This is a genomic window from Micromonospora salmantinae (genome assembly GCF_022230905.1).
Lineage (GTDB): Bacteria > Actinomycetota > Actinomycetes > Mycobacteriales > Micromonosporaceae > Micromonospora > Micromonospora salmantinae.
The window spans coordinates 31,972-52,847 of record NZ_JAKKFG010000023.1 but is presented as its reverse complement, the minus strand read 5'-3'; the positions used below and the strand labels follow the sequence as shown (position 1 = coordinate 52,847).

General features: G+C 70.3%; 21 protein-coding genes. 12 read left to right on the top strand and 9 right to left on the bottom strand.

The window, feature by feature from the left end:
- The first annotated feature begins 59 nt into the window (after positions 1–59).
- The 5 genes from PSH03_RS18565 to PSH03_RS18545 all read left to right on the top strand — a co-directional run bounded on the left by PSH03_RS18565 (position 60) and on the right by PSH03_RS18545 (position 5,482).
- The gene (locus PSH03_RS18565; protein ID WP_210783695.1) at positions 60–617 is read left to right on the top strand and encodes an HPP family protein; all 558 of its coding nucleotides are present in this window, start codon (positions 60–62) and stop codon (positions 615–617) included.
- The gene (locus PSH03_RS18560) at positions 586–3,021 is read left to right on the top strand and encodes a molybdopterin oxidoreductase family protein (RefSeq protein WP_210783697.1); all 2,436 of its coding nucleotides are present in this window, start codon (positions 586–588) and stop codon (positions 3,019–3,021) included. Before PSH03_RS18565 ends, PSH03_RS18560 begins: the two co-directional genes overlap by 32 nt.
- Positions 3,022–3,024: 3 nt before the next feature.
- On the top strand, positions 3,025–3,483 hold the full coding sequence (locus PSH03_RS18555; protein WP_210783699.1) for a hypothetical protein: 459 nt from the start codon (positions 3,025–3,027) through the stop codon (positions 3,481–3,483).
- Between the two features lie 124 nt (positions 3,484–3,607).
- Positions 3,608–4,015: a four-helix bundle copper-binding protein gene (locus PSH03_RS18550; protein ID WP_210783700.1), complete on the top strand. Its 408-nt coding sequence runs from the start codon at positions 3,608–3,610 to the stop codon at positions 4,013–4,015.
- A 168-nt stretch (positions 4,016–4,183) separates the two neighbouring features.
- Positions 4,184–5,482, top strand: coding sequence for an NAD(P)/FAD-dependent oxidoreductase (locus PSH03_RS18545; protein ID WP_210783702.1), 1,299 nt, complete (start codon positions 4,184–4,186; stop codon positions 5,480–5,482).
- Positions 5,483–5,583: 101 nt separating this feature from the next.
- On the opposite strand, the gene PSH03_RS18540 is transcribed toward PSH03_RS18545, so the two are convergent.
- The 3 genes from PSH03_RS18540 to PSH03_RS18530 all read right to left on the bottom strand — a co-directional run bounded on the left by PSH03_RS18540 (position 5,584) and on the right by PSH03_RS18530 (position 6,834).
- Entirely contained in the window at positions 5,584–5,820 is a 237-nt protein-coding gene (locus tag PSH03_RS18540; RefSeq protein ID WP_210783704.1) for a hypothetical protein, read from the bottom strand.
- 70 nt (positions 5,821–5,890) lie between these two features.
- Positions 5,891–6,073: a ribonuclease gene (locus PSH03_RS18535; RefSeq protein WP_210783706.1), complete on the bottom strand. Its 183-nt coding sequence runs from the start codon at positions 6,071–6,073 to the stop codon at positions 5,891–5,893.
- Positions 6,074–6,120: 47 nt separating this feature from the next.
- A complete protein-coding gene (locus tag PSH03_RS18530; RefSeq protein ID WP_238689895.1) occupies positions 6,121–6,834 on the bottom strand; it encodes a GAF and ANTAR domain-containing protein in 714 nt (237 codons plus the stop codon).
- Between the two features lie 414 nt (positions 6,835–7,248).
- On the opposite strand from PSH03_RS18530, the gene PSH03_RS18525 reads away from it, so the two are divergent.
- Positions 7,249–7,482, top strand: coding sequence for an ANTAR domain-containing protein (locus PSH03_RS18525; protein ID WP_238689894.1), 234 nt, complete (start codon positions 7,249–7,251; stop codon positions 7,480–7,482).
- Positions 7,483–7,627: 145 nt separating this feature from the next.
- Here the strand turns inward: PSH03_RS18525 and PSH03_RS18520 are convergent, their stop codons facing one another.
- The 3 genes from PSH03_RS18520 to PSH03_RS18510 form a co-directional block, all read right to left on the bottom strand.
- Positions 7,628–8,011, bottom strand: coding sequence for a VOC family protein (locus PSH03_RS18520; RefSeq protein WP_238689893.1), 384 nt, complete (start codon positions 8,009–8,011; stop codon positions 7,628–7,630).
- 111 nt (positions 8,012–8,122) lie between these two features.
- Positions 8,123–9,769, bottom strand: coding sequence for a thiamine pyrophosphate-binding protein (locus PSH03_RS18515; protein ID WP_238689892.1), 1,647 nt, complete (start codon positions 9,767–9,769; stop codon positions 8,123–8,125).
- Positions 9,770–9,781: 12 nt separating this feature from the next.
- Positions 9,782–10,543 carry a cyclase family protein gene (locus tag PSH03_RS18510; protein ID WP_238689891.1) on the bottom strand — a complete coding sequence of 254 codons (762 nt, stop codon included), beginning with the start codon at positions 10,541–10,543 and terminating at the stop codon, positions 9,782–9,784.
- Positions 10,544–10,717: 174 nt separating this feature from the next.
- Here PSH03_RS18510 and PSH03_RS18505 point away from each other — a divergent pair, with 174 nt between their 5' ends.
- Positions 10,718–12,022, top strand: a complete 1,305-nt coding sequence (locus PSH03_RS18505; RefSeq protein ID WP_238689890.1) for a cytochrome P450 — start codon at positions 10,718–10,720, stop codon at positions 12,020–12,022.
- A gap of 173 nt (positions 12,023–12,195) precedes the next feature.
- A complete protein-coding gene (locus PSH03_RS18500; RefSeq protein ID WP_238690121.1) occupies positions 12,196–13,848 on the top strand; it encodes a right-handed parallel beta-helix repeat-containing protein in 1,653 nt (550 codons plus the stop codon).
- Positions 13,849–13,875: 27 nt separating this feature from the next.
- Here the strand turns inward: PSH03_RS18500 and PSH03_RS33060 are convergent, their stop codons facing one another.
- Entirely contained in the window at positions 13,876–14,361 is a 486-nt protein-coding gene (locus PSH03_RS33060; protein WP_372494798.1) for an ATP-binding protein, read from the bottom strand.
- Positions 14,362–14,506: 145 nt separating this feature from the next.
- Here PSH03_RS33060 and PSH03_RS18495 point away from each other — a divergent pair, with 145 nt between their 5' ends.
- From PSH03_RS18495 to PSH03_RS33055, 3 genes are all read left to right on the top strand, one after another.
- Entirely contained in the window at positions 14,507–15,727 is a 1,221-nt protein-coding gene (locus tag PSH03_RS18495) for a PP2C family protein-serine/threonine phosphatase (protein ID WP_238689889.1), read from the top strand.
- Positions 15,728–15,926: 199 nt separating this feature from the next.
- Positions 15,927–16,643: a GAF and ANTAR domain-containing protein gene (locus PSH03_RS18490; protein ID WP_238689888.1), complete on the top strand. Its 717-nt coding sequence runs from the start codon at positions 15,927–15,929 to the stop codon at positions 16,641–16,643.
- 239 nt (positions 16,644–16,882) lie between these two features.
- Positions 16,883–17,164, top strand: a complete 282-nt coding sequence (locus PSH03_RS33055; protein ID WP_372494821.1) for an STAS domain-containing protein — start codon at positions 16,883–16,885, stop codon at positions 17,162–17,164.
- A gap of 18 nt (positions 17,165–17,182) precedes the next feature.
- Here the strand turns inward: PSH03_RS33055 and PSH03_RS18485 are convergent, their stop codons facing one another.
- A complete protein-coding gene (locus tag PSH03_RS18485; RefSeq protein WP_238689887.1) occupies positions 17,183–17,923 on the bottom strand; it encodes a GAF and ANTAR domain-containing protein in 741 nt (246 codons plus the stop codon).
- 316 nt (positions 17,924–18,239) lie between these two features.
- Positions 18,240–19,055, bottom strand: coding sequence for a SigB/SigF/SigG family RNA polymerase sigma factor (locus PSH03_RS18480; RefSeq protein ID WP_210783726.1), 816 nt, complete (start codon positions 19,053–19,055; stop codon positions 18,240–18,242).
- A gap of 516 nt (positions 19,056–19,571) precedes the next feature.
- Here PSH03_RS18480 and PSH03_RS18475 point away from each other — a divergent pair.
- Positions 19,572–20,864 carry a serine/threonine-protein kinase gene (locus PSH03_RS18475; RefSeq protein WP_238689886.1) on the top strand — a complete coding sequence of 431 codons (1,293 nt, stop codon included), beginning with the start codon at positions 19,572–19,574 and terminating at the stop codon, positions 20,862–20,864.
- Positions 20,865–20,876 lie beyond the last annotated feature (12 nt).

Here is a 20,876-nt window from a genome sequence, read left to right as displayed (position 1 = left end):
GGTTCGGGAGAAGTGTTCCCGAGCAAGCGCGGAGCGGCACGAGCGACAGGGGGAAGGTGATGGGCCGAGCGGGGCGCTCCGCGCACGCCTTCGCCGGCGGCGCACTGGCGGTGTTGCTCGCCGGGCTGGTCGCCCTCGTCACCCACCAGCCGTGGCTGTTCCCCAGTCTGGGGCCGGCGGTGATGTTGCACGTGGAGAAGCCGGCGTCGCCGGAGTCCTCGCCGCGCAACACGTTCATCGGGCACGGGGTGGCCCTGTTGGCCGGGTACCTGTTCCTGGTGGTCTGCGGGCTTGCCGACGAACCCTCGGCGCTCCAGGAGGGGGTGACCTGGTTGAGGATCGTGGCGGTGGCCGGGTCGCTGGCGGTCACCGCGTCGGTGCTGGTGTTGTTGAAGGCGTCGCACGCCCCGGCGGGCGCGACGACACTGATCGTGAGCCTGGGCCTGCTCCGTACCCCGACCCAGTTACTCGTCGCGGCCGGCGCTGTGGTGCTGGTCACGGTCGTCGACTGGCTGTACGGACGGGTGTCGGGCCGGCCGATGCCGCTGTGGGCGGCGTCCGCGCCGTCACCGGAAGGAGGACATCGTGGTGGACCGGATCGCCGACCCGTGGGGTGAGCGGACCCCGTACGGGCCGGGACAGCAGTGGCCGGTGCGGGTGGACCGGTACCTGGCCGACGGCCGGACCGATGCCGACGTGGACCGGTGGGTGCAGTCGGCGTCGGTGCTGCACTCCAACGGCGACGCGCTGGACATCGCGGTCGCCGACGGGCGGATCGTCGGGGTGCGCGGGCGGGTTGTGGACCGGATCAACCGGGGTCGGGTCGACCCGAAGGACCTGTACGGCTGGCAGGCCAACCACAGCCCGGACCGGTTGACCCGACCGCTGGTCCGCGACGGCGGCCGCCTGGTGGAGACGGACTGGGACACGGCGATGGGCCGGATCGTGGCCCGGTCGAAGGACCTCCTCGACGGGCCCGGTGGGTGGGGGCACTTCGGCTTCTACACCAGCGGGCAACTGTTCCTGGAGGAGTACTACACGCTCGGTGTGATCGGTAAGGCCGGTCTGGGCACGCCGCACATGGACGGCAACACCCGGCTCTGCACGGCCACCGCGGCGGCGTCGATGAAGGCGAGCTTCGGCACCGACGGGCAGCCCGGCTCGTACACCGACGTCGACCACTGCGACGCCATCGCGCTGTGGGGTCACAACGTCGCCGAGACGCAGACGGTGCTGTGGATGCGGATGCTGGACCGACGCCGTGGCCCCAACCCCCCGGCGATGCTGGCGGTGGACCCGCGCGCCACCCCGGTCGCCCGGGAGGCCGATCTGCACCTGGCGGTGCGTAACGGCACGAACGTTGCCCTGATGAACGGCCTGCTCCGGGAGATCATCCGGCAGGGCTGGTACGACAACGACTACGTCGACGCACACACACTGGGTTTCGAGGAGTTGTGCCGGATTGTCGACGGCTACCCGCCGTCGCGGGTAGCCGACATCTGCGACGTGCCGGCCGCCGACGTGGAGCGCGCCGCCGAACTGCTCGGCACCTCGCAGCGGTTGCTGTCGACCGTGTTGCAGGGCTTCTACCAGTCGAACCAGGCCACCGCCGCCGCCTGCGCCGTCAACAACCTGCACCTGATCCGCGCCATGATCGGCCGGCCCGGCGCCGGGATCTACCAGATGAATGGCCAGCCCACCGCCCAGAACAACCGGGAGACCGGCGCCGACGGCGACCTGCCCGGCCTGCGCAACTGGGACAACGAGCGGCACGTCGAGGAGTTGGCCCGGCTGTGGAACGTGGAGGTGGACACCATTCCGCACTGGGCGCCGCCGACGCACGCCATGCAGATCTTCCGGTACGCCGAGCAGGGCTCGATCAAACTGCTCTGGATCTCCGCCACCAACCCGGCCGTCTCACTGCCGGAGCTGCACCGGATCCGGCAGATCCTGACCCGGCCGGAGCTGTTCGTGGTGGTCCAGGACCTCTTCCTCACCGAGACCGCTGAGCTGGCCGATGTCGTGCTGCCCGCCGCCACCTGGGGCGAGAAGACCGGCACGTTCACCAGCGTCGACCGGACCGTGCACATCTCCGACAAGGCCGTCGACCCGCCCGGGGAGGCCCGCCCGGACCTGGACATCTTCCTCGACTACGCCCGCCGGATGGACTTCCGCGACCGCGACGGCCAGCCGCTGATCGACTGGAGCGGGCCGGAGGAGGTGTTCGAGGCGTGGAAGGAGTGTTCGCGGGGCCGGCCGTGCGACTACACCGGCATCACCTACGAGAAGCTGCGCGGCGGCTCGGGCATCCAGTGGCCCTGCACCGACGAGCATCCCGACGGCACGGAGCGCCTCTACACCGACGGACATTTCCACACCGACCCCGACTACTGCGAGACGTACGGTCATGACCTGGCCACCGGCGCGGAGTTCACCGAGGCGGAATACCGGGCCAAGGAACCGCACGGGCGGGCGTTCCTGCACACCGTCGACTACCAACCCTCACCTGAGGTGCCCGACGACGAGCATCCGCTGCTCCTGACCACCGGTCGCACCGTCTACCAGTTCCACACCCGCACCAAGACCGGCCGGGCCCCGCAACTCAACCAGGCGGCACCGGACGTGTGGGTCGAGCTCAACCCCGCCGACGCGGCCCGGTTCGGCATCGCCGAGGGCGACCTGGTCGGCGTCTCCTCGACGCGCGGCGCCATCCAGGCCCGCGCCCGGCTCTGCGGCATCCGCCCCGGCGTGGTCTTCCTGCCGTTCCACTACGGCTACTTCGACCAGGACCCCGCCGCCCGCACCCCTCGGGCGGCGAACGAGCTGACCATCACGGCCTGGGACCCGGTGTCCAAGCAGCCCCTGTTCAAGGTCGCCGCCGTCGCGGTGACGAAACTCGCCGACGGGCGGGGCGTACCCTCGCCGGCGCCGACCGTCGGCGGCAGCGCACCACCAGCGGGCGCTGACGTGCCGCCCACCGTTGGTGGGCCGGCGGCCGAGGCCACCAGCGGGAAGGAGTGAGCCGTGCACCTCGCCCACTACCTCGGTCTCCTGCACCGCGCGCAGGTCAACCTCGCCGACGCGTTCCGGCAGGTCGCCGAGGCGCACGCCGAGGAACCCGACGTCGAGCACCTCTGCCAGCAGCAGGCGAAGCGCTGCGACGCGCACGCCGAGCAGTTGCACCCGTTCGTGGTCCGCTACTCCGAGGACGCCCCCGACGAACCCGACCGGCTGCACTCGCAACTGTTCACCGGCACCCGCACCGGCGGCATCGGCGTCCTGCGGGACCTCCAGGACCTCTACCTGATGGCCGCCGAGTGCGACATCACCTGGACGGTCGTCGGCCAGGCCGCCTACGGTGCCCGCGACGAAGAACTGCTCGCTGTTGTACGACGCTGCGAGGGAGAAACGGCGATCCAGCTCAAGTGGCTGCGTACCCGGATGAAGGCCGCCGCGCCCCAGGCGCTCGTCGTCGCCGACTGACGGCGCCGACCGGGGCAGGCGGCCGCTTCGGTCCGCTGGTCCTCCGGTCGGCCGCCGACGTCCACCCGGTGTGTCCCGGGGCTTTTGGGGTAGGGCATCAGGAACCGAGAGAGAGGAATTCCTGATGCCGAGCACCACAATGAAGATGCTGGAGACGTACCCCAAATCGATCAACCTGGACCGCGCGAAGCTGGCGGCGGCGATCGACACGCTCAACGACTGCGCCCAGGCCTGCACCGCGTGCGCGGACGCCTGCCTGAGCGAGGACATGGTCGCCGAGCTGACCAAGTGCATCCGCACGGACCTGGACTGCGCCGACATCTGCACCACGACCGCTCGGGTGCTGTCCCGACACACCGGCTACGACGCCAACATCAGCCGCAGCCTGCTGGAGGCGTGCGCCACCGCCTGCAAGTCGTGTGGGGACGAGTGTGCCGCTCACGCCGACAAGCACGAACACTGCCGGGTCTGCGCCGAGGCGTGCCGGGCGTGCGAGCGGGCCTGCCGGGACCTGTTGGCCACCATGAGCTGAGCGACAGGCAAGGGGGTGCCGGCAAGCGAGAGCCGCCTTCCCGACGACGGGAGGCGCAAACGGCGCCAGCCGGCACCCGGTTCCAGGATTCGGACGTTTCCGCCTCCAGCGTGGGGTTACCACCTGAACGAGACGAGGAACGACAGTCGACCGTTGAGGGGAACCGCCATGGCCCGACCCAGGATCGTCATCGTCGGCGCGGGATTCGCCGGCTTCCACGCCGCGCGTCGGCTGGCCCGCGTCTCGCGCGGCGCCGCCGACGTGGTGCTTGTCAACCCGACCGACTACTTCCTGTATCTGCCGCTACTGCCGGAGGTCTCCGGCGGCGTGCTCGACCCGCGCCGGGTCACCGTTTCGCTGGCCGACACCCTGCCCGGGGTACGAGTGGTCCTCGGCGAGGTCGACGGCATCGACGTCGACGGGCGGACCCTCTCCTACGTGGACCCGGAAGGACGCACCAGCCGGTTGTCGTACCACCGCCTCGTCCTGGCCGCCGGCAGCGTCAACAAACTGCTACCGATCCCCGGAGTCGCCGACCACGCGCACGGCTTCCGCGGCATCCCCGAAGCGGTGTACCTGCGGGAGCGGCTGATCCAGCAGATCGAACTGGCCGACGCCACCGACGACCCGACCGAACGGGCGGCACGCTGCACCTTCGTCGTGGTCGGCGCCGGCTACACCGGCACCGAGGTCGCCGCTCAGGGGCAACTGTTCACCGACGAGATCGTCCGCCACCACCCGCGGCTGGACGGGATCCGTCCACGCTGGTTACTGCTGGACACCGCCGACCGGGTCCTACCCGGCCTCGCCGCCCGGATGTCGCGGGCAGCCGAGCGGGTGCTGCGCGAGCGCGGGATCGAGGTGTGCCTGGGCACATCGGTCACCGAGGCCACCGCCGACGGGGTTCAACTCTCCGACGGCCGTTTCCTGCCGTCCCGGACCCTCGTGTGGTGCGTCGGGGTACGGCCCGACCCACTCGTCGAGGCCACCGGGCTGCCGACGACCCGCGGACGGGTCACCGTCGACGAGTACCTGACGGTGCCCGGCCACCCGGAGATCCTGGCCTGTGGCGACGCCGCCGCCGTACCCGACCCGGCCCGACCCGGTGAGATCACCCCGATGACCGCCCAGCACGCCGTGCGGCAGGGCCGGCTGGCCGCCGACAACATCGCCGCCTCCTACGGCGTCGGCCGACGCCGCCCGTACCGGCATCGCGACCTGGGTTTCGTGGTGGACCTCGGCGGGTGGCAGGCCACCGCGAACCCGCTGCACGTACCCCTGTCCGGGCTGCCGGCCCGCGCCGTGGCGCGCGGCTACCACCTGCTGTCCCTGCCCGCCAACCGCGCCCGCACCGCCGCCGACTGGCTCTTCGCCGCGATCGGATCTCGGCCGAGCGTGCAACTCGGCCTGGTGCCCGACGCCGCCGTTCCCCTGGACACCGCCGCCCCGGAACTCGCCCGCCGCTGACCTGTCGCCGGGGGCCGGTGCGGGCCCGGTTGACAGGTCTGGAACGCGAGCCGCCCCGCCGCCGAGAGGCGGCGGGGCGGGCCAACTGGCGCCTCGTCGGGTCACTCGCCGCCGGCGGCTCTGTCACGGTCGGCTTCGGCGTCCGCCGCGCCGGTCGGGGTGCCGTCGCCGTCGCGGGCCGCGTGGGACAGGTCCACGTCGGCACCCGTCCGGGCGGCGTCCGCCTTCGCGTCGTCCGCGCCGACGATCTCCCCGGCGGGACCGGCGCCCGCGCCCTCGTCGTCGATCAGCCGTCCGGCGTCGGCCAGTCCGACCGGTACGTACCTGGGATCGGTCATCTCGTCCTCCTCGGGGGTTTCGCTCTCCCCCTACCGCTACCCCGGGGTGGTTCCCACACACCCCGGCCCGCTACTCCTCCGGGATGCGCGGCCCGACCTCTCCCCGCCTCAGGTGCTCCGCGTTGCGGTCGGCCTCGCTGTCGGCGTGCGCAGCCCCGGACCCGGGATCCGTCGTCCGGCGCCCCTCGGCGTCCTGGTACACCGCGCCGGTCTCGAGGGCTCTCTCCTGCTGACTCTGCTCGGGCGTAGTCATGGATTCCCCCTACCCTCCGGGTCCACCAGCAAACGATCTCGCCGGTGCTACCGCTGTGGGCGGCGTGCGTTCTCGACCACCGCCGAGGCGACGTCGCGCACCTTGCGGTTGCTGTCCTGCGACAGCTTGCTCAGGATGGCGAAGGCCTGCTCGGGGGTGCAACGACGCTCGCCCATGATGATGCCTTTGGCCTGCTCGATGACGGCGCGGTTCTCCATCGCCTTCTGCATGTGCCCGGCCAGGGTGGCCTGGGTTTCGTACAGGTGGGCGTTGGCCAGGCCGACGGCGGCGAACCCGGCGAACGTCTGAGCGATAGCGATCGCGTCGTCGTCGAAGGCGTTCGGTGTGGTGGCGTAGATGTTCAGCGCGCCGGTGACGTGCTCGTGCACCGGCAGCCCGACCGACAGGGAGCTGTGCGCGCCGGCCTGGGCGGCGGTCTCGGCCCAGCCGGGCCACCGCTGCTCGCTGCCGGTGTCCGGCACGATCAGGCTGGAGGTGCTTTCAGCGGCCTGCAGGCATGGGCCGTAGCCACGTTCGTACTGCTTCTCGTCGAGGGCGAGGGCGAGGGCGCCGGTGAACGCGGCGGTCTGCGGCTTGTTGTCGTGCAGCAGGGTGACACTGACCTCGCTGGCCCCGGGGATCGTGCGCTTGGCCAGCTGCGCGATCTTGTCCAGCAGGGTGTCGATGTCAACGTCGGCGAGTCGGATGCGGCCGAGCTCGGCGAACGCCTCGTGCGGGTCCATGGGTTCGACGTGCGTCATCAAAGCGTCCTTAACGAGGGCGCGTACCACCAGCAGGTGCCTGGGGTGGGGGCGCGGATCGCTGCAGGACTCCGCGGGCGGAGTCCGGGATCCGCGCCGCTTCTTGACGCTGGTCTCGACGACGCCCATCGAAGGCGCCGTGCCACAGATCTCCAGCCTACCCGTAGCGGAGCGTCGGCCGTCATCCACGTCCCGCAGTAATGGCGTGGCGCCCCTCGCGACGATCGGCGGCGGCTGCCGAGGGCGCGTACGCTCGGGGTCTGTGGTCGACGCCTTCAACGTCGACCGAACCATCGTCAAGAAGCGGCGTAGGTCTAGGACTCCCCTGAGCGGGGGCCTGCAGCGACCTACGCACGCCGGCCCTGTCGAGGGCACCGGTGAAGTGCCCTTTCTAAGGTGCGGGGCACTCTCGCCATGGCCAACGACCACCTCAACGACGCCCAGGCGACCCTCTCGCAACACGTGAGCGCCGCCATGGACAGCGAAGCCATCATCGAACAGGCCAAGGGGATCGTCATGGGCGACCGGCGCTGCACCCCCGAGCGGGCCTTCGCCGACCTGACGAGGATGGCGCACGACACCAACCGCACCGTCCGCGAGGTCGCCCAAGCATCGGTGGAGCGCACCGCTGAAACCGCCGGTCAGTAGTCGACGGCGGCTCGCCCGCGCTTAATTCGCCCGGCACGGGGAAAAATGGCGACGATGCCACAGCCGCTGCAGCGGCGGGCATCCCGCGGCCGCCGGTCGAGAAGCCGGCCGGCGGCCACATGCGGGTGCGGCCCTGATCCTGGCCTCAAGCGACGCAGAACTCGTTTCCCTCGGGGTCGAGCATGACGACGTGGCCGAGGACATCGCCGTACCACTCCTCGCGGACCACAGTCGCGCCGGCGGCAACCAGATCGGGCACCTTCTGCCGGATCAACCGGGCGCGCTCGGCCATGTCCCCGGAGCCTGGATCGGCCACCCGGATGTCGATGTGCATACGGTTCTTGGCGGATTTGCCCTCGGGGACCTTGAGGAAACTGATGGCAGGACCCCTGCCGTCCGGATCGATGATGGACGCGTTGTCGGGCTCATCGAAACCGGGCTCCTTGACGTAGCCGAGGGCCAACGCCCAGAAGGCAGCGATCCGCTGGGGATCGTCGGCATCGCATCCCAAGGTCCAAAGAGTGGCCACCGCGCCAACGTACGTCAGCTATGACACCCTGTCACCGACCTGACCGGGCGTTGCCCCGGCTGACGCCCGGAGCGCCGGGTCTGGCCTGGCCTTGGGCACGGCGGCGGTGGCTCAGTGACCACGGAACGCCTCCTCCAACCACCACGAGCCGCGCGCGGCGCAGACCTTGGCGTCGATCACCAACGGCCGGGTACGGGGACCAGCGAGCCAGCGGCGTACCGGTCCAAGATCGTCGACGGTCCGGACGGTCAATCCGTCGCAGCCGTAACCACTGGCGATCGCGGCCAGGTCGGTCTCGGGGAAGGTGACGGTCTCCAACGGATGCCCGTCCGGGCCGAAGTGGTGCACCTCGGCCCCGTACGCCGCGTCGTCGTAGATCACCACGAGCAGGGGTTGCGCCAGCCGGACGGCGGTGACCAGTTCGGTCGCGGACATGACGAAGCCACCGTCGCCGACCGCGGCGACGGTGAGCCGGTCCGGCCGGGCGACCGCCGCGCCGAGCGCACTGGCCAGACCGAGCCCGACCGACTGGAACGCCTGGGTGAAGCAGAATCCAGCCACGTCCGGAACGTCGAGCCACATCGACGGGTAGCCCATGAAGTTGCCGGAGTCGACCACCACCGTCCGGTCGGCCGGCAGCAGGTCGTCCAGGGCGGCCGAGAGCGTCCTCGGGTCGATCGTCGCCGGGGCGCCGCCGCCCTCATCCTGGTAGGGAACGGTCCGCCACCGACCGTGGTCGCGAATGTGTCGGGCCAGTTCCGGCGTACGCCACCCGCCGGTGGTGGCGTCCCCGGCCCCGGTGGAGCCGACGCCCAGCCGCGCGAGCACCGCCTCGGCGACCGCCGTCACCTCGCCGGCCACGGTCAGGTCGACCGGGCGGTTCACCCCGAACGCGGCCGGGTCGCTGTCGACCTGGACGACGACGGCGGAGGGCGGGATCAGTTCGCCGTGCCGGGTGGTCCACATGTTCAGCGTGCTGCCCCACGCCACGACCAGGTCCGCCCTGCCGATCAGCTCGGCGGCGAGCGGGGTGGCGAAGCCACCGGCCACGTCGAGGTTCCACGGGTTGCCGGCGAACAGCCCCTTCGCCGCGGCCGAGACCGCGAGCAGCGCGCCGCACGCGTCGGCGAGCCGGGTCAGCGGTTCCCGGGCCGACCGGGCGCCCCGACCGCCGATGAAGACCGGTCGACGGGCGGCCTGGAGCGCGGCCAGCAACGGCACGACCTGCGGGGCGGTGACGGGGGTCGGCTCGGCCGCAGGGACCGGGCCGGACCACGGTTCGGTCACGGCTTGCTGCACGTCCAACGGCAGGCCCAGCACCACAGTCGCGCCCCGGGCGGCGGCCCGGTACGCCGCGCCGGTGTCCTCAGCCGCGTGCGTCGCGCGTACCCGGTGGAAGTCGGCCCCGACCGCGGCGGCGAGCGCCGGCAGGTCGATGAAGAAGTTCGACACCGGCGCGGTCGCCTCCGGGGCCAGTACCACCATCGGGGTACGGCTCTTCGCCGCCTCGGTGAGCCCGGTCAACGCGTTGGTGATACCTGGGCCCTGGTGCACCGAGAGCAGCCCCACCGTCCCGGCGGTACGGGCGTACCCGTCGGCCATGCTCGCCGCGCCGCCCTCGTGGGCTGCCGCCACGAACCGGGCGCCGGCCGCGACGAGCGCGTTCGTGACATGGAAGTTGCCACTGCCGACCACCCCGAAGACGTGCCGCGCGCCGTGTCCGTACAGGACCCGCCCGACCACCTCGGCTACCCGCATCGGTGGCTCGGCCTACCGTTCGACCAGGGCGAGGACCCGACACGGGCTGCCGGACCCGGAGACGATAGGCAGCGGCCCGGCGATCACCACCGCGCCGGTCGCCGGCAACTGCGCCAGGTTACGGAGCTGGGTCAGGCCGTACTTGTCCTGGCCGAGCAGATACGAGTGGCACGGGAACGGCGGGTCGAACGAGTGCGCGGCACCAGCGTCGGTCCCGACCGTCTCCACTCCGACGCCCTGGATCGGCGACTCCTCCGCCAGCCAGCGGGCGCACTCCGCCGAGATGCCCGGGGTGCGGCCGGCGTTGGCGTACCGCTCCGGGTCGTCGCCGTACGCGTCCCAGCCGGTGCGGTAGAGCAGCCAGCCACCGCTGGGCAGGGCGCCGTGTTCCGCCTCCCACGCCTTGACGTGCTCGACCTCGAGCAGGAAGTCACTGTTGTCGGCGGCGTCGGCAGCGTGGTCGATCACCACCGCCGGCGCGATCAACTGGCTCACCGGAACCTGCGACACGTCGGCACCCTGCTGACCGGTGACCCAGTGCACCGGCGCGTCGAAGTGGGTGCCGGTGTGCTCGCCGGTGGAGAAGTTGTTCCAGTACCAGGCCGGGCCACGGTCGTCGTACCGGCTGATCTCGCTGAGCTGAAACGGCCAGGTCTGGCCGAACTGCTCGGGCAGACCGAGGATCGGGGTCTGGTCCGAGAGCGGAGCGGTGAGGTCGACAACCTGGATCCGGCCGCTGGCGAGAGCGGCGACAAACTCCTGCAGCACCGTCATGCGGCGACGCTACACCCGCTCAACCTCCACGATGGACCTGGGACGAGCCACTTGCCGCGATGGACACCGCTGCCCCGAACCTCGCCCGCCGCCGACGTCGCGGGTTCCTGCTCACACTGTCGTTCGGGTCGGCCAGGCGGGTTTCGCGCCGGGCGTTGTGGGCACTGCCCGTTCATGACCGACCAGCGCGGACCACATCTGGACGACACCCTCGGGGCGATCCTCAACGGCTACGCCTGGCTGCCCGGGTTGTTGAGACGTGAAGGCGCATCCAGCGCGCGGATCCGGGTGCTGGGTCAGCGCGCACTGGCGCTCCGCGGACCCGAGGCGGTGCGGTTCTTCTACGACGAACGGCACGTGTGCCGGCACGCGGCCATCCCGGAGCCGGTACAGGGGACGTTGTTCGGTCACCAGGCTGTGCACACCCTCGACGGTGCGGACCATCGTCACCGCAAGGCGATGTTCCTGTCCCTGCTCACCGATCCGAGTGGCGTTGCCGCCCTGGTCGACCAGGTGGGCGCGGCCTGGAACGAGGCGATCGCGACGAGCGGTGACGGGCGACCGGTGGTGCTCTTCGACGAGGCGAGCCACGCGATCACCAAGGGCGTCTGCCGCTGGGCCGGAATCCCACTCGGCGACGCCGCTGTCGGGCCCGTGGCCCGCGACCTGACCGCCCTGGTCGACGGCTTCGCCACGCTCGGCCCGCGACACTGGCGGGCACGGCGCGCCCGTGGGCGGCGGGAGAACTGGCTGGCCGGGCTCGTCCAGCAGGTCCGCGTTAACGCGATCACCGCACCTGCCGGATCGGCACTGGAAGCGGTCGCCGGGCACCGCCACCGAGACGGTCAACTGGCGGACGCCAAGCTCGCCGCTGTCGAGTTGCTCAACATCATCCGTCCCACCGTCGCGGTGTCCTGGTTCGTGGCGTTCACGGCACACGCGCTGCACCGCTGGCCCGAACACCGCGACCAGTTGCGCGCCGACGACACCGGCTATGCGGTCGCCTTCGCCCACGAGGTGCGCCGCTTCTATCCGTTCGCCCCGTTCGTCGGTGGCCGAGCGGTGACCGACCTGACCTGGCAGGGCCAGCACGTTCCCGTCGGGTCGCTCGTCCTGCTCGACATATACGGTCAGAACCACGACCCGGGGCTGTGGCCCGACCCGTACCGCTTCGACCCCCAGCGATTCGTCGGGCGCACTCCCGATCCGTACGAACTCATCCCCCAGGGCGGGGCCGATCCGAGCACCGGGCACCGCTGCCCGGGTGAGGACGTCACGGTGGCCCTGCTCGCGGCCTTCGCCGGCTGGTTGGCACGGCTGGACTACACGGTGCCCGAGCAGGACCTGACGATCTCGCTGCGCCGAATCCCCACGCTGCCCCGCAGCCGGTTCGCCGTGACCGACGTGCGCGTCTCGTACGGCAGGGAGGCGGTCGGTGGACAGCGGGAGCACCATGTCAGCAAGCGGGATGTCGGTTAGGTCCACAGGCCGTCGGTGATGATCTGTGGGTGTTCACGGCGATTGACCCGTCGGGCGGCGTGGATCGCCGTACCGTCGGAGCAGGCCAACTCGCGCATCCCAGGCCGGATCGAGGCTGAGGGACCGGTCGCCCGCCGGGGGTCACGAGGGGAGATTTTTCGGTGCCGAGCCAGATGACCCCGGCCAGCCCGGGAGTACGTCAGTACCCCGTGGCCGGGGCCCCGCTGCTCTGCAACGCTCAGGATCACGGCCTGACCGGCAACGGTACGACCAACGACCAGCCCGCGCTCGCCGCGCTCGTCGATCAACTGGGCGACGCGTTCGCCGCGGACGGGCGAGCGCGGGTGATCTACTGCCCGCCCGGGGTGTACGCCATCCGCGACGCCGCCACCGTTTGGCGCAGCGGCGTGTCGCTGATGGGCGCCGGGCCCGGCGCCACCCGGTTCGTCCTGAGCAACGAGGGCAACCGGTCCCAGGCGGTACCCCTGGCGTTCTACACCGCGCAGTTGCACGGGGCGAGTCCGGACCGTCACCTTGCCTACTGCACCTTCGCGGACTTCGAGATCGACGGGTCGGGGGTGGCGCAGCCGGCGTACGACCCCCTTTCCAAGGGGCTCGGGTTGCAGTACGTGACCGGCGGCCTGTTCCGAAACCTGTTCATCCACCACACGGCAGCCACCGGCTTCGGCTGCGACTTCCTCCAGGACACCCTGATCCAGGCGGTCCGGGTGCTCGAATGCGGCCGGATCGACAACGGCATGGAGATGGGCGGCGCGGGCATCGGTGTCGGCATCGGCGGATGGGGGGCGATGGAGCGGCTGACCATCGCCAACTGCGTCACGGTCGGCAACGCGACCAACGGCATCTTCCTGGAGATGCAGCACCCCGATCGACCCCAGCCCCGGGGGATCAGGATCGTCGCCTGCCACGCCGAGGCCAACCGGTTCGGCATCTCCGACTGGGGCGCCGACGGTCTCATCGTCACCGGATGCACGATGACCGGAAATCTCGAGGCTGGCTTCCAGGTCTCGGCGAAGGGCACCACCGGCATCCCGGGCAAGGGCGGCCTGCTCACCGACTGCGTCCTGGACGGTAACCTTCGCGACGGTGTCAGCATCGGTAACACCGCCGGCCCCTACACGGTGCGGGGCAACCGGATCACTGGAAACGGCCGCTACGGCTACCACCACCAGGACCTCGGCGACGGCGACCAGGCCGCCGCCGAGGAGATCGTCATCGAGAGCAACGACATCTGGGGCAACAGTCTCGACGGTATCCGCTTCGACCGCCCACTGACCGACGCTGTCATCATCAACAACCGGATCCGTAACAACGGCCGCCAGTGTGCCGACGCCGCCGAGGGGGGCGGCGAATCGGTTCGCTACAGCCAGAACACGCTGGTTGACCAGCATGCGAGCTGGCCTGCCGACGGCCACCGCGGCAAGGTGCTCCGTGTCAGCCACCGGTACGCCGTCGTGGCCGCCAACGACGCCACCACCCTCACCCTCACCCCGATCCGCCCCGGCAGCGCCAACAGTTGGAGCGCCGACACACCGCCGCCCGGCACACCGTACGAACTGCCGGCCGCTCCCACCAGACGAGCCGGCATCATGATCAATGCCGCCGCCGACTCGGTCACCATCCGGGGCAACCTGATCCGCGACACCAAGTCCCACACGCAGACCCACGGAATCCTGATCACCGATCGGGGTAACTGCGTCAACTGCCGCGTCGTGGAGAACGACCTCGACGGCAACCGGTTCGCCATCCAGACCGACACTCCGCCCGGAGGTGGCCACTGGGAGGGCAACCACGGGAACCAGTGATCTGACGATCCGGCCGAGCGACCCCGGCTATCCGAGAGTGCCGCGGGTGCGTGCCGCGATGCGGATGGTGGTGCCTGCGGGTCCGCTGTCGACAAGGAGGTAGACGGCCATGCGCCCGACCACCCACAGGCCCATTCCTCCTGTATCGGACAGGGGCGGTCGCTCGGTGCGCGGAACGTAGCGAGCGGTGTTGAACCCGCGCCCCTGGTCAGTGACTTCACAGACGAGCTGGCCGTCCAGAAGCAGACGTAGCCCGCCGGCGCCGCCCCCGTGCCGAATCACGTTGATCATCAGTTCGTTGACTGCGATGACCCATTTTTCGATCTCGTCGTGGTCGAGGCCGCACCGGCGACTGACGGCCTCGACCTCGTGTCGGACGCGGTTGAGTCGGCGAGGGTGAATGACGTCGAGAGCAGGGGCTTCCTGACGGTGGGAGCGTGGTGATCGAGCGGCGGGTTCACCACTGCTTCCCCTCCCTGTCGGACGTGGAGCCGGTGACCTTACCGGTGGCACGAGGGAGGATAGCTCTCCGGAACGGGTTCACCAGTCGGGCAGTGCATCGATGTGACGTCGGAAGGTACCCCGCGTCGACGGCGCGACACTGTTGATCTTGCTCCTGACGTGCCACCGGCCGGGTGCCCGCGTCTAGGCTGCCTGGGTGGCTGATGCCGAGGTGGTGACGAATGAGGAGCGCCTGCGACGTATCGAGGCGATCACCGATGCCGCTCTGTCGGGGCTGAACATCGCCGACCTGCTCGACGAGCTCCTTGAACGGGTCCGGGATCTGCTCAAGGTCGATACCGCCACCATCCTCCTGCTGGACGACCACACCGGCGAGCTCGTCGCGACCGCGGCCAAGGGCCTGGAGGAGGAGGTACGCCGCGGATTCCGCATCCGGGTCGGACGCGGCTTCGCCGGGCGGGTGGCGGCGACACGCGCGCCGGTCACGATCCATGACGTTACTCCCGACGACGTGGTCAATCCGGTCCTGCTCGCCACGGGCATACGTGCCCTGCTGGGTGTGCCCATGCTCGCCAACGGCATCCTCGTCGGCGTGCTGCACGTCGGCTCCCTCGCCCTGCGGCGGTTCGGCCCCGAAGACGTGAAGCTGTTGCAGCTTGTAGCCGATCGTGCCAGCCTCGCAGGTCAGGCCCGAGCACAGGTCCTCGACCGGCAGGCAGCGCTGGCCCTGCAACACAGCCTGCTGCCCGGCCGGCTACCCGACATTCCCGGCCTGGACCTGGCCGCCCGGTACGTGCCCGGCCACGACCTGGGCATCGGCGGCGACTGGTACGACGTGTTCACGTTGCCCTCGGGCTGGCTGGGCGCCGTCATCGGTGATGTCTCCGGCCACGGGCTGCCATCCGCCGTCGTCATGGGACGCATCCGCAGCGCGCTACGCGCCTACGCCCTCGATTCCGACGATCCCGCCGTGGCGCTGACCTCCCTCGATCGCAAGATCCACCACTTTGAGGCGGGCACCCTCACCACCGCCGTCTACGCCCTGATCGCGCCCGACCGCACAACGGTCCACCTCTCCTCCGCAGGCCATCTGCCACCACTGCTGGCTGTCCCCGGCCATCCCACCCAGCTCGTCAACCTGACGGTGGACCGGCCACTCGGCGTGGGCCGACCATCAACCAGTCGCCGCACCACCGTTCTGGACCTACCGCCAGGCGCGGCGCTCGTCTTCTACACCGACGGACTGGTCGAACGCCGCAGGGAACTGATCGACACCGGCATCGAGCGCCTCGCCGACGCCGTGCGGTCCGGGCCCGCCGAGGCGTTGTGCGACCACATCATGGCCACCACGGCGGAGGAGCACCCCACCGACGACATCGCCCTGCTCGTCATCCGCCGCCAACCACCATCGGATTAGGCCGCCGAGGCAGGCATGTGGCGAAGCTGGATCTAGCCGCTATGCTGGCTCATCTGTGGCCGATGCCTCTCCGGGTGTCGGCGATCCGGCGTCATGAAGCGGCGCGGTTCCTGGGTTTCTCTTTGGGTGCCCTGCAGTGATCCGCATGCCCGGGCGCCCGCTGGAGCGTCTGTGACGTGCCCTTCAGAGGGACACAGACATGAGTGACGTAGACCCACTGCTGCCTGCCGTTGCCTTCGCGGAGTTGGGTCGGATCAAGTTCACCGAAACCGATTTCAGCGGTGTCCTGTCCCGGGTAGCCGGCTTGGCCACCCGGACCGTTCCTGGCGCCGACCAGGTCTCGGTCACCCTGGTCGGGGCCGGCGGCGCGCACACCGCGGCCTTCACCGGCGAACTTGCCCTCGCGCTGGACGAAGCGCAGTACGAACAGGGCCAGGGTCCATGTCTCGTGGCGGCGGCGGCCAACGTCACCATCCACGTGGTCGACATGACGGCTGAGAGCCGCTGGCCGGACTGGGCCGGCCAGGCCGTCGCCGCCGGCGCGCACAGTTCCCTGTCGATCGGCCTGCCGATGCACGAGTCCGTCACCGGTGCGCTCAACCTCTACGCCACCCGACCCGACGCCTTCCGCGCCGAGGCGGTGACCCTCGCGGAGACCTTCGGCGACTACGCCGCCGTGGCCATGACCAACGCCCACCTGTACGACACCCAGGTGACCCTGGCGCAGCACATGCAGGCCGCGATGAAGAGCCGCGCGGTGATCGAGCAGGCCAAGGGAATCATCATGGGCGAGCGACGCTGCACCGCCGACGAAGCCTTCACGATCCTCGCGAAGATCTCCCAAAACTCCAACCGCAAACTTCGCGACGTCGCCGCGGCGCTCGTCGCCCGCGCCGCGACGATCCGGAGGCCCTGAGCCGGCACGTCATCGCCCCGGAGACGTCCGCATCGATGGTGGACGGCGGAGCGACAACGGTTATAGTTGCCGTCGAACAAGTTCTACCTTCAGCAGCGAGGGACCATGACCGCCGCTCTTGCGGGAGGTACCTCGTGCACCCTTACTCACCCGGTCAATGTCCGACCGAGCAAGGCCTCCTGCGGGTCGACGTACACGTCGAAACCTCGACGCGGGCGCGAGTCGCTGCCGTCGGTGAGCTGGACGGGTGCGTCACTGATCATTTCGAACAGGTTGTGCAGGGCATTCTGCGCGAGCGCGACTTCCGAGACATAGAGGTAGACCTCGCCGGCGTGACGTTCATCGACTCTGCCGGCATCAGGTGCCTACTCACCTGCCGAGAACACGCCTACGGGACAGGGTGCCGGCTGCGTCTGAGCAACCTGACTCCGACCGTGCACAGGGTTTTGGCCATCACCGGGCTACTGGGTGTTTTCGGCGTGCCCGACCGCCTGTCCCCGCCTTCTCGATCCGAAGCATGAGGGACACGGAGGCGCCGTTCACCGGGGTGTGCGGTGGGTCAGTTGACCCGTCGCCGTCAGGTACCTTGCGACGTCGACGAGTTTCCGGTTGGTGTTCTGACTGGCCCGTGCCAGGACAGCGAATGCCTGATCGGCGGTCAGCTTGTGACGCTCCATCAGGATGCCCTTCGCCTGCCCGATGACGTCCCGCACCGAGATCGCCTGATTGAGCTGTTCGAGGTGCTGCGCGCCGGACATCGCCACTGCGGCGTGCGCGGCGAACAGCAGCCCCACGTGCGCCGAGTCGTCATCGAAGGCGTGCGTGCGCGACGAGTACAGGTTGAGCGCGCCGAGGTTGTCGTCCTGCACGTACAGCTGAAACGACAACATGCTCGACACGCCCAACTCGGCGGCGCGCTGGGTGAACCGGGGCCACCGCCCCTCGACCGTCATGTCCGGCACGTGCACGGTCTGCTGCTCATACACCGCGCTCAGGCACGGGCCCTCACCGACCTCGTACTGCACCCGATCCACCGCGTACACCAGGTCGGAGGTACCGGCCCGAGTGTGGATCTCCCGGCGGTGTTCTACCACGGACAGGGCGGCCTGCTCCGCGCCCGGAACCGTCCCCACCGCTGCGCCGGCAATCGCCTGCAGGGTCGCCTCCACGCTGTCCTCGTGCTGCAACCTCCGAGCCAGGTCACTCAGCTTCGCCGCGAGATCGTCCACCGCTGCGGGCCGTGGCTCGTCGGTGCCCGCACCGCTGTCACTGCCAGCCATCCCGCTGCTCCCTCACCTAGGCGGGCGGCCCCGGACGGAACCTTCTTACCGGCCGGGGCCTGACCGGGGCACTTGTCGCGAACCGCGCCCCAGGTTGCCCGAGGTTATGACGTCAAGACCACCGTCACAGAGCTGGCAACGCCGCTAGCGATAGCCCACGCTAGCTGGTCACCCGCACCTTGCTGCGCCGATTGCAGCGAAAACCGGCTCGCTAGTGGCTGTCTGACGAAGATGTCAGGAATCCCATCCGGCGACTCCTGCCCGTCGGCCCGGCGGCGGCCGGATCCACCGATCGCCGCAGGTCACCGGCCCGCCCTCAAGGGGTGGCAGTGAGCTGCACCCTCAGCTTGGCCAGCGCGCGGGTCAGCAGCCGGGAGACGTGCATCTGTGACACCCCGATCTGCTCGGCGATGCCCTGCTGGGTCAGGTTGCCGTGAAAGCGCAGTGCGATGACCCTCCGTTCCCGGTCGTCAAGGACCGCCGCCGCCGACGTGAGAGCCACCCTCAGCTCGGCGAGGGCGAGTTCGTTGTCGTCGCCGCCGAGAGTGTCGCCCAGTTCCCTGGAGGTGGTGCCATCGCCGAACGGGGTGGACAGTGAGACCGCGTTGTACGCGCGGGCGCCTTCCAACCCTTCGAGGATCTCCTCCTCCGTGAGGTCGAGATGTCGGGCGATGTCGGCGACGGTCGGCGAGCGGCCCAGCAACTGGGTGAGGCTGTTGTTGGCCTCGCCGATGGCCATCCGCCGCTCCTGCAACCGCCGGGGAACCCGCACGTCCCAGGTGCGGTCACGGAAGTGACGCTTGATCTCTCCCACGATTGTGGGGACCGCGTAGCTGACGAATTCGATCCCACGCGAAGCGTCGAACCTGTCGATCGCGTTGATCAGGCCCAGTGCTGCCGTCTGGGTCAGGTCCTCGTTCGGCTCGCCGCGGCCGCTGTAGCGCCGGGCGAGGTGATGGGCCAACGGGAGCCATGCCTCGATGGCCTGGGCGCGGGCGGCGGGCCTGGACGGATGGCCAGCCGGCAGCGCGACCATCACGGCGAGGAGTTGGCTGGCCGGCGACTCAGGCGTGGTGCCGCGGTCGGCCGGGCTGTTCGTCTGTGCGGGCCGACCCGTCGAAGTGGTGGTCATGGGTTCCTCCGCTGTCCGGTCTGGGCGTCGTCGCGACCCCGCGTGGGGAGGCCGCGTCGTGCTCAGACCGGGCGGGTCGCCAGCCGCCCGCAAACCTGCATCAATGGATATCAGGTGGGCCTTCACGGCCGATGCGGTTGCTGGCTCGTCGGTCACGTGCGGACCTCCCGAGACTCGGGATCGTGTCGGGCACGTGGCTTGACCCAGAGAAGAGCCTAGAACGGTCGGCAGGGTTCTGCCACTCAGCAGCCGTGCCGGCCCGAGCCCGGCCAACAGAGCTGACAAGGAGCCGGCGGTGATCTCACGCGGGCCATGGAAGACCTGTTCAGCGCACCCTGCGACAAACCGGGGCCGGCGCTGTCGCACCGGTTGCGTCGTCGTACCGGATGGCCCTTGGCGAATGGGTCTTCTTCGACTCGACCCATTGTCGAACGTCCTCGGTCGCCGGCGGCCGACATGGCACGATGGCCGTGTCCTGCGCCGCCGGTGGCCGGGCACGACACTGATGGAGTCGGGATGTCAGAGCTGGCCGGCCCGCCGGTGCCGGGGTTGGCGAAACTGTGGACGCACGACCCGGTCACCGCCGGCCCGTATCGCCTGGTCGGGCGATTGGGTGCGGGTGGGCAGGGGGTCGTCTATCTCGGCGAGGACGACGCCGGTGACCGGGTCGCGGTCAAGATGGTCAACGTCGACCTGAGTGATCCACGGGCGCGGTCGCAGTTCGTCAAGGAGATCGCCGCAGCCCGCCGGGTCGCGCCGTTCTGCACCGCGCAGGTGCTCTTCGCGGAGGTGGACGGCGAGCGGCCCTACGTGGTCAGTGAGTTCATCGAGGGCCTGACCCTGCACCGGCACGTCCGCGAGCGTGGTCCGGTGACCGGTAACGCCCTGCACCGGCTCGCGGTCGGCACCGTCACGGCGCTCGCGGCGATCCACAGTGCCGGGGTGGTGCACTGCGATCTGAAGCCGGACAACGTGGTGCTGGGCGTGGACGGTCCTCGGGTGATCGACTTCGGTATCGCCCGGGCGTTGGGCAACACCGAGACCGCCTCCAGCCGGGTCATGGGGACCACCGCCTACATGGCACCGGAGCGGTTCCGCAACGACGTGATCGGTCCACAGTGCGACGTCTTCGCCTGGGCGGCCACCATCGCCTTCGCCGCCGGTGGTCGGCCGCCGTTCGGCAACGACTCGCTCTTCGCCGTGATGCACCGGGTGCTGAACGATCCGCCCGACCTGCCGGCGATGCCTCCCGTACTGGACGAGCTGATCCGGGAGTGCCTGGCCAAGGACCCGGCGGACCGGCCGGCTGCCGAGCGCGTGTTGGTGCGGCTGCTTCGGCAGGACGGCAGGGTCACCGAGCCGCTACGTCGGGAGAGCCTGCTCGAAGCCGGCAACGAGACCGCGGGCGCGCCGACGCCGAACCAACCGCTCCCCCAGCTCACGCCGACGGCGTCGCAACCGGGCGCGACGCAGCCGCAGGTACCGGCCCGGCCGACGGTGCCGACCCAGGCCCGACCGGCCCAGCCGGCACACCCGCCGGTGCAGACCCAGCCGGCACACCTGCCGGCGACGGGGCCCGGCATGGGTGCTGAAGGCGGTGGCAGGTTGCGGCGGCTGCGTCGTGAGGCCCTCGACGCCTGGGGCATCTCGACAGCGCTCTTCCTCGGTTCGGTTGGGGCCGCCGCCGGCTACGTCGCGTCGAGCGCTGTCGGCCCGGCCGCCGCGGTCGGGGCGGTCGCCTTCGTCGTGGTCTACCTGGTTCGGCTGCTGGTCGCGACGGCCCTCGGGAGACGGCCCGACCGCAGGTGACCGGCGCGCTGG

What these genes read in the sequence shown, in the direction of transcription:
- PSH03_RS18565 (WP_210783695.1), top strand. Translation starts at nt 60, where the DNA reads ATGGGCCGAGCGGGGCGCTCCGCGCACGCCTTCGCCGGCGGCGCACTG.
- PSH03_RS18550 (WP_210783700.1), top strand. Translation starts at nt 3,608, where the DNA reads ATGCCGAGCACCACAATGAAGATGCTGGAGACGTACCCCAAATCGATC.
- PSH03_RS18545 (WP_210783702.1), top strand. Translation starts at nt 4,184, where the DNA reads ATGGCCCGACCCAGGATCGTCATCGTCGGCGCGGGATTCGCCGGCTTC.
- PSH03_RS18540 (WP_210783704.1), bottom strand. Translation starts at nt 5,820, where the DNA reads ATGACCGATCCCAGGTACGTACCGGTCGGACTGGCCGACGCCGGACGG.
- PSH03_RS18535 (WP_210783706.1), bottom strand. Translation starts at nt 6,073, where the DNA reads ATGACTACGCCCGAGCAGAGTCAGCAGGAGAGAGCCCTCGAGACCGGC.
- PSH03_RS18530 (WP_238689895.1), bottom strand. Translation starts at nt 6,834, where the DNA reads ATGACGCACGTCGAACCCATGGACCCGCACGAGGCGTTCGCCGAGCTC.
- PSH03_RS18525 (WP_238689894.1), top strand. Translation starts at nt 7,249, where the DNA reads ATGGCCAACGACCACCTCAACGACGCCCAGGCGACCCTCTCGCAACAC.
- PSH03_RS18515 (WP_238689892.1), bottom strand. Translation starts at nt 9,769, where the DNA reads ATGCGGGTAGCCGAGGTGGTCGGGCGGGTCCTGTACGGACACGGCGCG.
- PSH03_RS18510 (WP_238689891.1), bottom strand. Translation starts at nt 10,543, where the DNA reads ATGACGGTGCTGCAGGAGTTTGTCGCCGCTCTCGCCAGCGGCCGGATC.
- PSH03_RS18505 (WP_238689890.1), top strand. Translation starts at nt 10,718, where the DNA reads ATGACCGACCAGCGCGGACCACATCTGGACGACACCCTCGGGGCGATC.
- PSH03_RS18500 (WP_238690121.1), top strand. Translation starts at nt 12,196, where the DNA reads ATGACCCCGGCCAGCCCGGGAGTACGTCAGTACCCCGTGGCCGGGGCC.
- PSH03_RS18490 (WP_238689888.1), top strand. Translation starts at nt 15,927, where the DNA reads ATGAGTGACGTAGACCCACTGCTGCCTGCCGTTGCCTTCGCGGAGTTG.
- PSH03_RS18485 (WP_238689887.1), bottom strand. Translation starts at nt 17,923, where the DNA reads ATGGCTGGCAGTGACAGCGGTGCGGGCACCGACGAGCCACGGCCCGCA.
- PSH03_RS18480 (WP_210783726.1), bottom strand. Translation starts at nt 19,055, where the DNA reads ATGACCACCACTTCGACGGGTCGGCCCGCACAGACGAACAGCCCGGCC.
- PSH03_RS18475 (WP_238689886.1), top strand. Translation starts at nt 19,572, where the DNA reads ATGTCAGAGCTGGCCGGCCCGCCGGTGCCGGGGTTGGCGAAACTGTGG.